Annotated in this window: 4 protein-coding genes; all 4 read right to left on the minus strand. The window is 68.1% G+C overall.

The genetic code is table 11. The annotated features are described in order from the left end of the window. Positions 1-44: 44 nt before the first annotated feature. A complete protein-coding gene (locus tag PST29_RS16645) occupies positions 45-12,419 on the minus strand; it encodes a filamentous haemagglutinin family protein (RefSeq protein ID WP_060843752.1) in 12,375 nt (4,124 codons plus the stop codon). A 215-nt stretch (positions 12,420-12,634) separates the two neighbouring features. Further along, complete coding sequence (locus PST29_RS16650; RefSeq protein WP_060839528.1) at positions 12,635-13,798, minus strand: substrate-binding domain-containing protein; 1,164 nt, start codon at positions 13,796-13,798, stop codon at positions 12,635-12,637. A 553-nt stretch (positions 13,799-14,351) separates the two neighbouring features. Beyond that, positions 14,352-15,563, minus strand: coding sequence for a type II secretion system inner membrane protein GspF (gene gspF / locus PST29_RS16655; RefSeq protein WP_060839529.1), 1,212 nt, complete (start codon positions 15,561-15,563; stop codon positions 14,352-14,354). Then, complete coding sequence (gspE, locus tag PST29_RS16660) at positions 15,563-16,993, minus strand: type II secretion system ATPase GspE (RefSeq protein WP_060843753.1); 1,431 nt, start codon at positions 16,991-16,993, stop codon at positions 15,563-15,565. The genes gspF and gspE overlap by 1 nt, the downstream gene beginning before the upstream one ends. Positions 16,994-17,186: the final 193 nt, after the last annotated feature.

Genomic DNA, 17,186 nt, shown 5'->3' on the forward strand with positions numbered 1-17,186 from the left:
GGCGATCAACGATCGCCCCCCAAGCGTGCTACCACGAGAGATTCCTACAGTGTCAGTTGCCCACGCTCCTCATCGGTCAGGCGCGCCCGGGCCTGGTCGCTCAAGGGGCCGGCGCCCAGGACCTGCACCGGGCTGTCGGGGTTGTAGCCCGGGGCGCGGCTGGCTTCTTCGCGCTGGCGTTGCACCGGCTCGGAGCCAAAGCCCAGCACTTCCACGGTGACGATCGAGGCCCGGCCCTGCTTGGCCGCCGCCTGCTGGTTGCGGGCGGCATCTTCCGCGGCCTGGGACGCGGCGGAGCCGGCGGCGCTGGCCGAGGTCATGGCGCCGGTGTTGACGGTGGCGCTCACCGGCACTCCGGAGGACTTGCCCTGGGTCTGGATGTTCGCCGCGTTGACCACCCGCAGCGCGGCAATGTTGACGTTGCCCGACACGCGGATCCCCGCCTCGCCGGCGTCGATGGTGCCCAGGGGCGCGATCAGGTCGATGTCACCGGCCGGCACCTCGGGAATCGGGTTGAGGGTAGCGATCCCCGCCCCGGTGCTGGGCACCGACGGCGACAGGCCGACATTGCCCCAGTTGTCATAGACCCGTTTGGGCGGGGTGTAGACCACGGTGGTCTTGGAACCCCGGCCAGCGTTGATGTCGCCGGCCGCCGACCAGCCCATGATCGAGCCGCCGAAGGTGGTCATGATCCGGCTCTGGCCCAGGAGGATGCTGCCCAGGGAGTACAGCTGGATGTCCCCCGCGCCCTGGGTGATGACCCCCGCCGACGCCGGTGGCGCGGTGCCTTCGATGCCGAAGGTCTGGTTGCCGCCCGGGGTCAGCATCTGGATATTGCCGCCAAAGTTGGTGTGCACCCCGGCACCGCCGAACAGGGTGATGTCGCCCTTGTAGGTGATGGGGTTGCCGGCCACGTCGCTGCTCGGGAACAGCTCGGCAATCGCCGCCCGACCCCGGGCGTAGCTGCCCTGGCGCACACCGCCTTCCTGGTTGTACTCGCGGCCGGCGGCCTTGAGCTCGGCGAAATACACCTCGCGGGCGAACACCCGCTGCTGCTCGGCCGGCAGCGCCGCGTAATAGGCCCGAGCCTGGGCGCTATCACCGACGAAACCGAAGCGCGCGCCCAGCCAGCCCAACAGTTCGCTGTCATAGGTCTTGGCCACCTTGCCAGCCGACAGGCTCTCGCCGGGCTGGGCCAGATTGGCCGGCTCCAGGTAGGCCGCGACGAAACGGCGGAAGTCCGGGCCGTTGGCGCCGAACCCGGCCTGCATCACGATGCTCGCCCCGGGTCGGCTGTCCCCCGGTGCCACGGCGCCGAGGCTGGTGACGCTGACCTTGTCCTCCATCAGGATGTTGCGCCCCGCCGTCAGCTCCAGGGTGCCGGGGCCGGCGACGTTGAAGCTGCTGTAGAGGATGTCGCGGCCGGCACTGACCACCGAGATATCGTTGGGGTTGTCGTGCACGAACAGGTTGCCGGCAAAGCTGTAGCCGCCGAACTCCTTCTCGCCGCCCGTGGCACCGCCCAGTGGCGTGCCGCTGCTGACGATATCGCGCCCGGCCATCATCCACACCGGGCCTGCGCCGGCATGGTAGGTCTGCCCGTTACGCGGATCTTCCATGGTGGTGATGGTCAGTCTGCGCCCGCTGTTGACCCCCAGCAGGTCTCCGCTCAATGCATAGAAGCGCGCCGGCTCCTGGGGGTTGCGCCACTGCAGGCTGGCGCTGTCGGGGCCAAAGGCGAACAACGGCGAAACGCCGATCTTGACCCGGCTGCCGTCGCTGGACAGGTTGCCACTGCCCAAGACCTCGACGCCGTTGAGGAAGCCGACGAATGCCGGTTTCCAGATCGTCGCCAGGCTGTCCGGCGCCGCGCTGGAGCGGCTGATGCTGAGGTCGCCACCGTAGATCGAATTGCCCGCCAGCAGTTGCAACTGCCCCAGGTTCGAAGGCGCCAGCACCAGAGCCCTGAGAGGCCCCAGGTTGCCCGCGTCCATGACCGAGGCCCGGCCGTAATACAGGCTGCCGCTGGCGGCGACAGCGCGCAATGTCGCGGGATAGACCGCCGCCATATCGGTTTCCGTGGTCTGGGTCAGCGGCGTGAGGTTGCCCCCGGCGGAGAACAGGTCCACCGCCGTGCGTTCGCTCCACAGGCTGAACCAGCTTTGCCCGATGCCGTTGACCGCCCCGCTCTTGAAGGCTTGGGCATTCATCTGCGGAGCACGCCCCGGGTCGGCCACATCCTGTAGCACCAGGTCGCCGCGGGTGGCCAGGCTGAAGGTGGCGTCTCCCGGCAACAGGCTCAAGCCCCCGGTGGCGATGGCCGAGGTGGCGCGAAGTGGCTCGTAGGCGCGGACCTCGCTCGGGCTCTGATCCACCCGCTGGTTGCCATAACGCAGGGTCAGGGCGCCCAGGGCGCCGCCGCTCAGTTGGGCATGGCCGCGCACATCCACCAGGGCGCCATTAAGATGGCCCTGGGTGATCTGGCTGCCCGGATTGAGCACCCCACCGACCCGCAGGTTGAGATCGCCGCCCCCGGTCAGTTGCAGGCTGCCATCGGCCGCCACCCGCCCGGTGCTGCCTACCGCCAGCACCAGCCCCTGGCTGCGGGGGCTGATGTTTTGCGCCATGGAGTCCGCCGCCAGCGGCCGGAGGATCCCGCCGTCGCCCCCGACCTCGACATTCAGGTTGCCGCCGCCCAGGGTGCCGAACCCGGTGAACCCCAACAGCTGGTCGGCGGCGCCCTGGTTCATGTTGGGGGCGTAGGAGCCGAAGTTGATCCACCAGGCGGTGGCTTGCGCCTGGCTGCCGCTCACGCCGTTGCCCTGGCGCCACAACCAGTTGCCGACGTTGGCCGAATCCTGCCCCAGGTCGCTGTTGACCGGGCGCTGCTGGTTGCTCGTCGCCAGGCTGGTGATGTTGCCGGTCAGGTTGCCCCCCACCTTCAGCAACAGGTTGCCGCCACCGTCCGGGTACCAGGCACGGTACAGGCTGTCGGGACCGCCATTGACCAGCTTCTCGTTGCCTCCGGCGATGTTGCCCAGCACCTTGTCGTTGCTGCCCAGGGCCCGTGGGCGGTTGTAAGGGTCGTTGGCCGCGGTGCCGGTGGAAGAACTGCCCGCGGTGTAGACACCAAACAGCGATTCCATGCTCAGGTTGCCCGCGGCCAGCAGGTCGAGGTCCGCCGCCCCGGTACGGATCACGCTGAAGCGGGTGCTGCCCCCCGCCAACAGGGTGTACTCATCGCCCCCCGAAGCGCAGTACCCCAGGTAGTCCTCGCAGATGCCGGGATAGGCTTCGTCGAAATCGATCGGCTGGCCCACCCGGCTGTCGTCGCCGAACCATCCCAGGGAGCCCTCCTCGGTCCAGACCAGGGTGCCCTGGCCGAACATCCCGTAGTGGCTGTCGGCCAGACGCAGGTGGCCGCTCAAGGGCTTGGGCTGCAGCAGGCGGCTGTCGGCGGCCTCGGTGTCGGCCCCCGCCACCAGGCGTATCGACCAGGACTGGGCACCTTCGGCGAGCATCGGCGCCACCGCCCAGTTCTTGCCTTGGCGGCCGGAGTCCTGGGCCCGCAGTTGTACCGAGGTCGCGCCCCCCGGCAACTTGACGTCGGTGCCCGCGGGCAACAGCGCGCCACGCAGCAGCGGCTTGTTGCCACTGAGGGTGACCATCTCCCTGCTGCCCAGGCGCCCGGGCAGTGGCACGCCCTTGGGCCAGGTCAGAGACGCGACGCTGGCGTCGCTGCCCAGCAGGTAACCGGCATCCAGGGTGCTGCCGGCAGCCAGGGTCTGGCCCTGGCTCAAGAGCGTGCCCGCGGCGAACAGCACATTGCCCGAAGCGTCGCGCACCGCTGCCGCCAGCACGGTCCCCGCCGGCAACACCAATGGCTGATTGAGGGTCGCCGCCACCGGCAGGCGGGTGCCCGCCGGCAGGGTCTGGGCCTTGATCGGCAGATCGAAATTGAGGATCGAGCCGGCCGGGAAGCGGCTGCCATCGGCCAGGGTCACGCCGGTGCCCGGCACCACCTGGACGCCGCCGGTGTAGTCGATACCGGCCAACAGCACCCAACCGTTGTCATCGTCGGTCGGCGGCGGTGGCGCAAAGCCGTCGTTGATGCTGCCGTAGATATTCAGGTCGCCGCCGGCGCGCAGGGTCAGGCTGCCCACCTCGCCCGAACCGTAGACATTGTCGTCCTTGCGGGTATGGGGATTGAGACTGGCGTAGCGATAACCGGACAGATCGAGATCGCCCTGCACCACCAGATCGCCATCCGCGGTTTTGCTGACGATTTCCACCCCGGGCCGCAGGTGCAAGGCATCGGCGTAGGTCGCGTTGTTCAGGCCGGCGAGCTTGTTCTGCAGCAGGTCGCTGTTCTGCAGCGCGGCGTTGATGAACGCCGTGCTCAAGTCATGTTTCTTTGTCAGATAGTCCTGGGTGATTTCCTGGTAGGGACGACCGCTGACGGCGTCGTTCTTCTGCGGCGCATCGTCATAACTGACCATGCCGTTGACCGCGATCGAACGCGCGCCCCGGATATCCAGCCGGCCACGGGCGTCGATGTCGATGTCGTTGCTGCTGCCGTCCGGCTTGAACAGCCGCGGCGCATTCAGCTCCAGGGTGCCGCGGCTGCGGCCGTCGTTCTGCCCCGCGGCGCTGCCCACGGCCACGTCGGTGCCATGGCGCAGGTCGATGCGCGCGCCATCGGCCAGGGTCAGCCGGCCCAGGCCGGAGCCGAGCACCACCGTGGCACGGTTGGGCGAGTCGATGATCTTGCCGTAGCTGTCCACCCGCAGCCGGCTGCCGTGGGCATCGAGCATCGCGCCGGCCTCCAGGGTCAGGCCGTTGCCTGCCGCCAGGTTGATGCTCCCGACCCGCTCGCCGCTGGCGTCGATCAGGCCATTGACCCGCAGGCTGCCGTGGTCCACCGAGACATTGACGCTGTTGGCCTTGACCCCGTTGCCGATGCTCAGGTCGCCCTGCTTGAGCTGAAAGCTGCGCGCACCAAAGACCTGGCCCTGGTTCAGGCGCTGGTTGAGCGCGGCGAACTGCTCGTCCAGGGTGCCGCTGCCGCCCAGGCGCTGCGCCTGGATTTCCACCGCGCCCCCCAGGTACGGCACCTGGGTGCCGCCGGCATCGTAAGAGCCGCTGCTGGCGCCGAGGAGCTTGCCGGCCAGGTCCACCTGCCCGGCAGCACTGTCCAGCGCCACCGCCCGCAACTTGCCGGCCTGGTTGTTGCTGGCCGAGAGATCGATGGTCGCGCCGGCCGCCTGCAGTACATTGCCGGCGCGGCTTTCCAGCAGCACTTCGCCACCGGCGCCGTAGCGGGTCAGGTCGTTGAAGGCAATAGCCCGGCCCGCCACGTCGATCAGCGAGCCGTCGGTCAGGCTGACATCCCCCCGAGCCCCCAGGGTCACCTTGCCGCTGGGCAGCACCACGGCGCTGGCCAGACGGATGCTGTCGCCCTGCAGGGACAGTTCCGCGCCCTGGCCATTGGCGGTGCCACGGGGCCCGGCCGAGGCGCTGATATCGATGGCGCCGCCGGCGGTGATGCGGTTCACCGAGCCGGCCTCACCGGTCATCAACGGGGTGAGGATGTTCAGGTTGCCGCCGCTGTAGGCAAAGCCCTTGACCGGGTCGTAGGCGCCCTGGCTCTGGTAGACCGCGAGGCTGCCCTTGTGGTTGGCGGTGATGCGCTGGCTGGCGTTCAGGTCGACGTTGGCAAAACCCAGGGCCAGGCGGTCGAAGGTTTGGGTCGAGCTGGGCTGGGCAAAGGCGCCATAGCCGAACTCGATGCGCTCGGCGTTGACCTCCAGGCGCCCGCTGCCGGTTCCGGCGCCCCCGGCCACCACCGCCCCGGCGGGCGTCTGCCCCCCCTGCCAGATCAGGTTGGCGGTGTGGATCCGCGCCACGTCGCTGGCCTCCCCGGCACCATAGATCGCCGGGGTGGAGAGCATCAGGTTGCTCAGCAGCGACTTGCCGGTCAGCGGGTCATAGGTGTCCAGGGTGGTACTGCCATAGAAGTTGAACGCGTCGCGGGCCGAGAGCTGCAAGGTTTCCAGGGCCGGCGCGCCGAACCGGGTGTCGCCGTGCAGCAGGCGGTCGAGCACTTGCTGGGTCAGGGTCATGCCACTGGGCAGCCGGCCACCGGCCGCCGCGGCCGCCAAGGCTTCGGGGCTGCCGACATTGATCGTGTTCAAGCCCAGGTTCAGATGCCGGGTGCCGTAGCTCAGCTGGTCACCCAACTCGAAGTTCCTGTCGCTCAAGGCAACGATGCTGCCTTCGGAGTACAAGGCGGTCTGCCCGCTGCAAGGCGGGCTGGCGCAGCTGCCCAGCTTGATGCCGCCGCTGGTGCCTGAGGCCTTGCCCTTGTTGATCACATTCAGCAGGCCGTTGGACACCGCCAGCACGTTGGCCATCTGGTAGGTGAAACCGTCACGCGCGTCGTAGCTGGCCTTGCCCCGGCCGATGCTGTTGATCGAGGCGCCCTGCTCCACGACGATCGCCCCGGTATTGCTCACCAGGAACACTTCAGGGGCGGCCAGGGTCGCGCCCTCGCGCAGGGTGATCGAGCCCTTGGCGGCATTCAGGCCCTCGGCCAGGGTGATGAAGTTGCCGGGCTGGCCATACTTGATCAGGGTCATGCCGCCGAGCATCAGGCGCGCGGCGCCCAGGGCATTGAGGCTCTCGGCCTCCAGGGTCACGCCGGCGAAACCGCTGGTGGCCGACCTGCCGGCCGCTACCACCTCGATATCGCCGTTGCCCATGTTCAGCACCGCCACGGTGCCGCCGTAGCCCCCGGCAGCGGCATCGAAGCGGCCGATGCCCTGGAAGGAGAAGGCCTGCGCACCGGCCCCCGGTTGCAGGGCCAGCTTGAGGGTCTTGGCATCCACCGGCAACATCGGCCGCGGCACCCCGAGCTTGGCCGCATCGGCCAGGGCAAATTGGGCGTAGCCGGTTTCGTTGTATTGCGAATAGCGGCGCAAGGTGTCGGCCGAGGTCAGGATCAACTGGCTGGCGACGCTGTTGCTGATCCCGGTATGGGCGATCGACAAACGCCCGGCGGTGGACCAGGAGCCATTGCGCAACTGCTGCGTGGCGCCTTCGCTGCCCAGCCCGGCCAGGCCATTGATCTCGACCCGGAAGGCTCCCGGCATCAGTGCATAGGTGGACGGCATCAGGGTGTAGGTGCCCGCCGCCAGCCCGGGCACCCCGGCGCCGATGCTGATCTGCTGGCCGATCAGCGGGTCCACCGCGCCACCCTCCGGCGCCACGGGCGCATAGCCCGGCTGCACCCCGGGGACAATGGCGTAGATCGGGTTGCTGCCCAGGCCCGGGAGGACAAAGCTGCCGTTGGCGCCAATCTGCACCAGCGGGCTGTAGCGGGCATCGGTGGAGCCGCCGCGCCCGGAGACGAACCCGGCGCCCAGCAGCTCGCCGCCGCCAGACAGGTCCACGGTGGCGTCGGGCAGCACCTGCACCGACTTGCCACCGAGGATCACCCCGACGCTCAGGTCGCTGTTTTCATTCGCCAGGGAGCCCTGGCCGAGGAAGGTCACGGTCTTGCCGTTGTACTTGTAGATTTGCCCGTCGACCGTGCCGCCGTAGGGCAGCACCAGGCCCTTGCCGCTGACCGAGGTCAGGCTGCCGGGCAGCAGCTCGACCTTGCTCGAGCCCAGGTTGCCGATCTCGATCAGGCCCAGGGGCGCGCGCACCACCCCGCCCTGCTTGATGGTGGCGGCGCCCAGTTGCAGGCGCCCGAAAGCCGAATAGGGCACGGCGCTCTGGCCGTTGCCGGTGCGGCCGATGGTCAGGGTCCGCGCAGGGTCGAAGTTGATGCTGACGCCCGAGGCGTCATTGAGGTAGCCGGCCAGCACCCGGGCACCGACCTCGGTGACCGGGTACAGTTGCGCCGCCCGCAGGGTCATGTCGCCGTGGGTCAGCAACTGGGTGCTGATGCCCTTGGCGATGACGTCCGCGCCGGCACCGGCGAGGAAACGCAAATCGCCCTGGCTGGTCAGTTGCACGTCATCGAAGCCCCGACGCTCGACACCGACCAGGCTGCTGTCCGCCTGGATCAGGTTGCCCTTGCTGCCGAACACCACGTTGCCGCGCACATCGATCAGCTGGGCGCTGGCGTTGAACCGGGCCTGGGTGGCCCGTTGCGACGGCGTGCCGGTGGAGACCGGGCGCAGGTACTGGTCCTTGGCCTCCGGCGGCGCGAGGATGCCTGCCAGCAGCAGGTACGGCGCCGACAGGTTGACCCGGGAGTTGGCCGCGGCGCCCTCGCTCAGGTTCAGCGCGCCGCTGTACAGGCGCAGGCTCTGGCCCATGTTCAGCGACACGTCGCCGTCAAAGCTCAACAGGCCGTTGCTCAGCAACGCCAGATTGTCGAAACCGCCGGCGCGGACCTGATCCACCCCGAGGCGCCCATGACCGTATTCCAGGCCCGCGGCCGCCGCCTCGGCACTGTCCGGCAACGTGCTGCCCTGGTGGACCTGGCTGAGCACCAGTTCCCGCGCTTTGAGCACCCGGTCGTTGACCGCGTTCTTGATGTAGTACGGGCTTTCCAGGGCCAGGGACAAGCTGCCCCCCGCCGCCCCGGCGCCGCCGGCCCGGGCGACGAAGCTGCCGTCCAGGTACAGGCCGTTGTTGGAGGCGAAGCTGATGCTGCCACCGTTGCTGGCCACCTGCACCCGGCCCTGGCCGGGTATGTCCAGGGCCGCCTGAGCGCCGGAAGCCTCAAGGCGCGCGCCCTCGCGCACCACCACGAACAGGTCGCTGGCCTTGGCGATGCCGGTGGCCAGGTCGATCTCGCCGCCGATGGCGATCTTGCCGCCATCGCGCACCTGGCCGTATTGGCGCCCGCGGTTGTCCACCGCGCTCACCGCCCGCGCCGCAACGTCGATCAGCGCCTGTTCGCCAACCCAGATCGACCGCCCATGACCGGCGGCATTGGCCGCTTCGGCGCTGGCCGGCGGCAGGCTCAGGCCACCGAGGCTGACGCTGCCGCCCCAGGCATTGAGGGTGCCGTTCATGGTCAGTTGGCCGACGCTGCGCAGGTTGATCGCCTGCCCCGGGTCGACGCTGATCACCGCGCCCTGCCCCACGTTCAACGCGGTGCTGGCCAGTTGGGCAGCCGTGGCGTACTGATTGCCGGCGCTCAGGGTCAGCCCGGCGCCACGGCGCTGGGTCAACACGCCCTTGAGCGGATCCTGCTGGTACAGCTCCGGCAGCCAGCGTTCCAGCACCGTGGCCGGGTCGCTGCCGGTGGCACTGCTGCCGGCCTGGGCCCCGACGCGGTAGACCGGCAGGTTGACCTCGACCTTGGCGCCGTCGGCCACGGTCAGGCCTTCGTTGCCGGTGATGTCGTAGGCGCCGAAGCCCTTGTTGAAGAAGCCCTCGGCCAGTTGCAGGGTGCCGGCTTGCGCGGCGACATCCTTGGCACCGATCAGCACCTTGTGCGCCTGCAAGGCCAGGGTGCCGCCGCCGTTGACCCCATAGCCGCGCAGCTCGCCGTTCAGGTCGAGCTTGCCGTCGGCGGCCAGGGTCACGTCGCCGCCCTTGCCGCCCGTGGCCTTGCCGTCGTAGCCGAGGCTGGCACCGGAGCTGGCGTCCACCAGGGTGCCGTTGCCCAGGTTGAGGTCGCCGCTGCTGCGTAACGACAGCTTGCCGCCGTTGATAAAGGCCAGGCCGCTGTTGTCCGCAGGGTCCAGGGCCAGGTTGCTCCAGCGCCCGGACACGTCGAGCTTGACCCCGGCGGCCACATCGACCCGGGCCTGGGCGCCGCCGCTGGGCGCGAGGATCACGTCGCCGACCACGAAGTTGCGGTTCACATCCACCTGCTTCAGCACGTTGCCGGCGTTGAGGCTGCCGCCATGGGCGGTCAGGTTGGCATTGAGCTGCACCTGGGGCCCGAACAGGGTGATGTCGCCACCGTCGGCCACCTTCAGCGCGCCGTTGACCTGGATCTGCTGCTTGGCGCCAACCTTGATCGCCCCCAGCTGGAAACCGTTGAGCTGATCGCTGTCGAGCACCAACTGGCCCTGGCGATTGGCCGGCAGGGCCGTGGCGAGATCCAGGCCGTCGGCGATCTTCTGCTGGTTGCCGGCGATCAGCACCTGATCGGTGCTGGCCCCCAAGGCATGGCCCAGGGTGCCGGTGGTCTTGTTGTAGATCGGCGTGTAGTTGCCAATGATCAGTTGCGCGCGCTGGGCCGCGGCCTTGTGCGACTGCTGGTAGCCGTCGAGCTTGACGTTGGGCGCCTGGGTCTGGCGGTCGCCCTTGAACACCTCACTGATCAACTGGCCTTCGAGCACCGCGTTGCCGGTGCCGATCACCAGCTTGCCGGCGTCGCGGCCCACGGTATAACCGGCTTCGTAGCGGCGCTGCTGGGCGATCAGCGGGTTGTAGTAGTAATCGGTGCGGCCCCAGCGCGGGCTGCTGTCCACGTAACCCTTGTAGATACCGGTGTAGAGCAGGTCCCCCGGGGCCCGGGAGAGTTCGTACAGGCGCCCGTCCACGCCCTTGAGCCAGGTCTGCTGGATGTAACCGGCCTGCACGTCGACGGTGCCACCGGAGAGGTTCAACTGGGCGCCGGACTGGGTCACCACGTCCTTGCCGGTGAAGGTCAGGGTGCCGCCCTGGGCCATCCACTCGCCGATATTGTGGCCCTGGGTGCCCAGGTAGCCGCCCACTTCCAGCAGGCCACCGGCGGTGTACCAGCGGTCGGTGGCGTAGCCGTTGGTGCCGGCCGGGACGAACACCAGCTCGCGCAGATCGACCCAGACGTCGTTGTTGATCAACTGGCCGCTGTCGCGGTTGCCCGCCGAGTCGCGCTGCTCGTTGCCCTGGACGTTGATCTTGATGGTGTTGGACTCCATCGCCACCTTGACCCCGACCGCGCCGGCCACATCGATCACCGCGCCGTCGCGCACCAGGCTGCGCTGGCCGGCGCTGACCGCCACCTGGCCACCGGTGGCCAGGGTGATGGAGCCGTTCTGGAAGTCCACGGTGCCACCGCTGACGATCTCCACTCGCGACTGGTCGCTGCGGTCGGCGACGCTGCTGAGGTTGTTGAACTGGCCGGTGATCAGGTTGGTCGGGGTGCCGTCGAGGTTGATCTGGCCATTGTTGCGCTGGCTGTCCAGGGCGGTGCTGCCACTGCTGTCCAGCAGGATCGCGGTGGTGCTGCCCTGCCCCAGGGTCACGCTGCCGGTGCCGTCGCTGGCGGCATTGAGCAAGTGAATCGTGCCGCGGGTGTCCACCGAGGTGCTGGCCAGGGCCACGCCGTTCTGCTGCACCCGGTGCCCGGTGAGGGTGATGTCGCCGGTCGACGCCATGATCAGGCCGCTGTTGCTGACGTTGCCGGCGCTGCTGCCGGGCTTGAGCGCGGTGGCGACTTCATTGCCGCGGGTGGTCGAATGCTGGTTGCCACTGGTGCCGACCCCACGGCGGATGTAGAAACTGTCACCCGCGGCCAGGGTGGTCTGGCCCTTGGCGGTGACGATGGTGCCGGCGTTCTCCACCTCCGCGCCCAGCAGCAAGGCGTAGCCACCGGATTCGGTGGAGCTGGCCGCCGGGTGGGTCTGGATCAGCGCGCCGCGCTGCACCTGGACCTTGCCCAGGGCGTCGGTGAAGGTCGGCTGGGTGCCGTTGGCGTCGACATAGAGCCCGCGCTGGGTGAACTGCTCGTCGCTGATGCTGGCCGCGGCGGCCACCAGGTTGCGCACGTTGACCTGGCTGGTGCCGCTGAAGATCACCCCGTTGCGGTTCATGATCATCACCGTGCCGGCGCCCTTGATCTGGCCCTGGATCTCGCTGGGCCGACCGTTGGGGTCATTGACCTTGTTCAGCAGCGCCCAGTTGGACTGCTGCTGGAAGTCGACCGTGGTGTTGCGCCCGACGTTGAAGGTTTCCCAGTTGAGGATGGCCTTGTCGGCGGTCTGTTCGATGGTCACCGTGGTCTTGCCACCGGACTGGCTCTGCACCGGCCCCTTGGCGTTGATCCAGCCCTGGGTCAGGCTGTTGTCGACCTTCAGCCCGCCCTGGCCGAGGCCATCGGGAATCTGGCTCACCGTGCCAAACGCCGCCTGACGCGCGGCGGCCTGGGCCGCCTGCTGGGCGGCGATGGCGGCGACCGTGGAATTGAGGTTGCTCAAGGAACGCTGCAACTGCTGATTGGCCCGGGTCTGCTGCGACAGCGGTGGAATCCCCGGCACCTGGCCGCTAGTGCGCGCGGCCGTGGCGGCCTGGGACGCGCCCTTGTCGGCGAACCAGCCGGAGCTGAAGGCCGTGGCGCCATGGGCGCTGCCGGCCATCATCAACAAGGCGATGGCATGGGCCAGGGGCTTGAGCCGCAGGATCGGCAGTTCGCCGTCATGGCGCATGGCTGGGGATTTGACCGGTGGTTTGCAGCGAACCATTACTACTCATCCTTTGTGATGACGCCCAGGGGTGCGCGACGCTTGTATGGCCCAGGGCACGCGTCACTGCTTCAGGGAATAGGCCGTTGGCGCGGGGCGCGACCGAACGGATGTCACGGAAAATTCATCTGCGGGGTGTAAGTGCCGCAAAAAACAAAATCAGCAACGGCCGGAGCCGTTGCTGATCGGGTGTTGCGAACAGCCCAAGGGCCGGTTTACTGCGGACGACCGATGTTGTTGCAGACGTTGCTGTTGCCGATGCTCAGGCCGTTGGAGGCGGTCAGGAAGGTGGTGCGGATCACGCCCTTCCAGGACGCCGGCAGTGGCACGAAACGGTTGGCCTGGATGGCGTCGTCGTTGTTCGACGAAGTGTTCTGGCCGTAGTGACGGGCGAAGAAGTCACGCACTTGGCTGGTCTGAGTGGCGTCGGCGTAGCACTGGCTGAAGATCAGGTTGGTGAAACCCAGGATCGGGTAGCCGCTGTCCGGGTAAGGCACGGTGCCCGCAACGCCGGCCTTGCCAAAGACCGGAACCCACTTGTCCGGATTGGCACGGTCCGCCAGGGCTGGGATCGCGACCCCACCGATGGCGGCGGAAACGTTGCCGGGAGCCGGCGAGACACCGGCGACGCGGGCGACCTTGGTCGCATCGTCCAGGCCGGCCAGGGTCGGCGCGGCGTAGTCCGGGCTCATGTAGGTGATGCGGCTGTCGGCGGCGTTCAGCGCGGTCATCACGCCCTGGCTGCCGGTCGCGGCCACAGCACCGGCAGGCAGACCGCCGGTGTAGCTGGAGGCGAAGGTGGTGGTGACGTTGAAGGTGCCGGTCTCGGCGCACTTGGCGTTGAGGAAGCGGGTGAACAGCTCGGTGGTGCCGCTGCTTTCGCTACGGTAAACCACGGTGAGGGGGCCGGTACGGCCGGAAGACGGGATATCTTCCCACTTCGACAAGCGCCCCGAGAACACGCCACACAGCTGATCGACGCTCAGGTCAACGGCGGTGGCACCGGCCTTGTTGAACGGAATGGCAACCGAAGTGGCCACCGAAGGCACCTGGATCAGCGGGCCCCAGGCAGCGTTGTGAGCCGCGGCGTAGTTGGACAGCTCGGTGCTGCTGAGCTTGGAGTCGCTACCGGCCCAGTGCACGTTCTTGCCGGTAGTGCCGGCCACGAACTTGGTGTAGTCGTTGTTCAGGAAGGCAGCCTTGCCATTGCCGCTGCCTACGCCGATGTAGGGAGCGAAGCCGGCGGTCAGTACGCCAGCGGTCTGGTACAGCGGTTGTGGCAGGGTGGCGCCACCGCCGTTGATATCAGCCAGGGCAGCCTGTGCCGAGCACAGGGCTGCCAGGGTCAGGGATGCCGCGAGAACGTTGCGCTTAAACATGAAGAATCTCCTTTCGTCGTGTTCGTACGTTGGGTGAATAGCGCTTGCATGACGCCATGGCACTCGGGCCAGAAGCCTTGATCCAGACGGCTTGATGGGTGAGGCCATGGGAAGAGAAGTTCGCAGTTTCCGGTGACAGATAAAGGAAAAAACCTCGGGAGAAACCGACTGTTTTTGCAAAAGATTCTCGGGTGTTCAGCAAGGGTTTTCCGGCCTTTGCCGGCAAGGTGACAGCAAGATTGCCCGAGCTGGCGCCGGCATCGCTCTGCAAGCGCCGAAGGTGGTGCAGACAGCGCCGGAACATGACAGAACAAGGAACCCGAGCTTGGCCGATTGCCGGGGCGGGAGTGAGGTAGGCAGCGTGAAATTTTCTGGCTGTCCCGCCCTGCGCTTCGGACCACACCTTCGCTACGCCTCTCGTAGGAGCCGACTTGCCGGCGAAGGGGCCCGCGAGACCTGCATCGCCAGTGCCGACGCCTTCGCTGGCAAGCCAGCTCCTACGGACCGGGCCAGACCGGGCCGGACGGGGTCAGGTCGAATCGGGTTGTGTGGCTCAGGTCACCAGCTGGTTGATCTCGATGATCGGCAACATCACCGCCATGACGATCACCAGCACCACGCCGCCCATGACCACGATCATCAGCGGTTCGAGCAAGGCGGTCATGCCCATGGCCCGGCGTTCGATGTCCCGGGACAGGGTCTGCGCAGCGCGCTCCAGCATCGGCGGCAAGGCGCCGGTCTTTTCGCCGCTGGCGATCAGGTGGATCAGCACCGGCGGGAAGACCTTCTCCACTCGCAGCGCGGCCGCCAGGTTGGCCCCCTCGCGCACCTTGGCCGTGGCCTCGCTGACGCTCTGGCTCAGACGGTCGTTGGACAGGGTCTGGCGCGCCGCGTCCAGGGCCCGCAGCAGCGGCACCCCGGCGCCACTGAGAATCGCCAGGGTCGAGGCGAAACGCGCGGTGTTCAACCCCAGGACAAAACGCCCGAACAGCGGCAGGCGCAGAATCCGACTGTGCCAGCTCAAGCGGGCCCGGGGGTTGCGCAGGTACAGCCGCCAGCCCCAGAACCCCGCCGCCATGGCGCCGAAACACTCAAGGCCCCAGGCACGAATGAAGTCGCTGGCGTTGAGCATGGCCAGGGTCAGCCCCGGCAGGTCCTGGCGCGCCTGGGAAAAGGCGCTGACCACCTGGGGCACCACGTAACTGAGCAGGAAGATGACGATGCCGATGGACACCAGCCCCACCACTCCGGGGTAGATGAAGGCGGTGAGGATCTTGCCCCGCAGGCCGTTGCGCTCCTCGATGTAATCCGCCAGCCGCTCCATGACCTGGGCCAGATCGCCGGACTCCTCGCCCGCGGCGATCAGCGCCCGGTAGATTTCCGGAAAATCCCGCGGTCGCGCCGCCAGGGCCTCGGCCAGGCGCATGCCGCTGCGCACATCGGCGCGCACCGCGCTCAGGGCCTGGGCGATGTGCTTGCGCTCGGCCTGCTCCACCGTGGCGCTGAGCGCCGCCTCCAGCGGCAGGCTGGCCCCCAGCAGGCTGGCCAGCTGGCGGGTGGCCCAGGCCAGGTCGTTGTCCGAGAGCCTGGGGCTGAATACGCCTCCGGTGCCAGTGGCGGCACCGTTGCTGTCCAGTTGCACCTGCAAGGCGGTCAGGCCACGGCTGCGCAGGCTGGCGAAGGCCGCGCCCTGGCTGTCGGCTTCCAGGTGCCCGGATTCGATCTTGCCGAGGGCGTCGGCGGCTTCGTAGCGATAGCGATTCATCAGGCGTCCCGTGTCACACGTAGGATTTCTTCCGCGGCGGTGGCGCCGCTGCGTACCCAGCGCTCACCGTCCTCGCGCATGCTGAGCATCCCGGCCCGGCGCGCGGCGGCGCGCAAGGCCTGCTCATCCGCGCCCTGATGAATCAGGCTGCGAATGTCGTCGTCGATGCAGAACAGCTCATGGATCCCGGTCCGCCCGCTGTAGCCGATGTGATTACAGGCCGGGCAACCCACCGGGCGCCAGGTGCCGGGGTTGGCCGAATCCGCCGCCTTGCACTGGTTGCACAAGCGCCGCACCAGACGCTGGGCCAGCACCCCGAGCATCGACGAAGCCAGCAGGAACGGCTCCACCCCCATGTCGACCAGACGGTTGACCGCCGACACCGCGTCATTGGTGTGCAGGGTCGCCAGCACCAGGTGCCCGGTAAGCGAGGCCTGGACCGCGATCTGCGCAGTCTCCAGGTCACGGATCTCGCCGATCATGATCACGTCCGGGTCCTGGCGCAGGATCGCCCGCAGGGCCAGGGCGAAGGTCATGTCGATCTTGGCATTGACCTGGATCTGGCTGATGCCCGGCAGGTCGTATTCCACCGGGTCCTCGACGGTGAGGATATTGCTGGTGCTGGCGTCCAGCCGGGCCAGGGCGGCGTAGAGGCTGGTGGTCTTGCCGCTGCCGGTGGGCCCGGTGACCAGGACGATGCCGTGGGGCTGGCGGATCAGGGTATCCAGGCGCGCCAGCAGGTCCGGGTCCATGCCCAGGGTTTCCAGCTGCAGGCGCCCGGCCTGCTTGTCCAGCAGGCGCATCACCACCCGCTCGCCGTGGCCGGTGGGCACCGTGGACACCCGAATGTCGATGGGCCGCCCGGCCACGCGCAAGGCGATGCGACCGTCCTGGGGCAGGCGTTTCTCGGCGATGTCCAACTGGGCCATGATCTTGATCCGCGACACCAGCGCGCCGTGCAACGCCTTGCGCGGCGACACCACGTCACGCAGGGTGCCATCGACCCGGTAGCGCACCACCGAGTGCGTCTCGAAGGGTTCGATATGGATATCGCTGGCCTCGTCCCGCGCGGCCTGGGTGAGCAAGGCGTTGATCATGCGGATCACCGGCGCGCCGTCCTGGGTGTCCAGCAGGTCGGTGATTTCCGGCATGTCCTGCATCAGGCGGTCCAGGTCCACCTCGTTCTCCGCTGCGCCGACCACTGCTGCGGCGCTGCCGGTGTCGGCGTAGGCCGTGGCCAACAGACCGTCGAGTTCCTCGTCGCGGATCCGCTCCAGGCGGGCGGGGCCGAACTGGCGGCGGGCTTCGCCGATGGACCAGCCGGGGGTCGAGGGGCAGACCAGCAGAGTGGCGCCCTCCTCGCTGTGGCGCAGGAGAATGCGGTGGGATTTGGCCCAGGCGTAGGGGAGCTGGGGGGACTGGGAGGGCATTGTTTGGGGCTCCTGATTGGGGGTACATATCCGTTGCTGCGGGTGCGGCGGCTGGCGGTTTCGCCTTTACGGCGAGGTTTACGGGGTACATATCCGTTGCTGCAGGTGCGGCCACTTACGGTTTCGCTCTTACAGCGAGTCACTTTGAAACCCGGAATGCCGGCCAGCCCAAAGTAACCAAAGGCTCCTGCCC

Source organism: Pseudomonas sp. St29, assembly GCF_001547915.1.
GTDB lineage: Bacteria > Pseudomonadota > Gammaproteobacteria > Pseudomonadales > Pseudomonadaceae > Aquipseudomonas.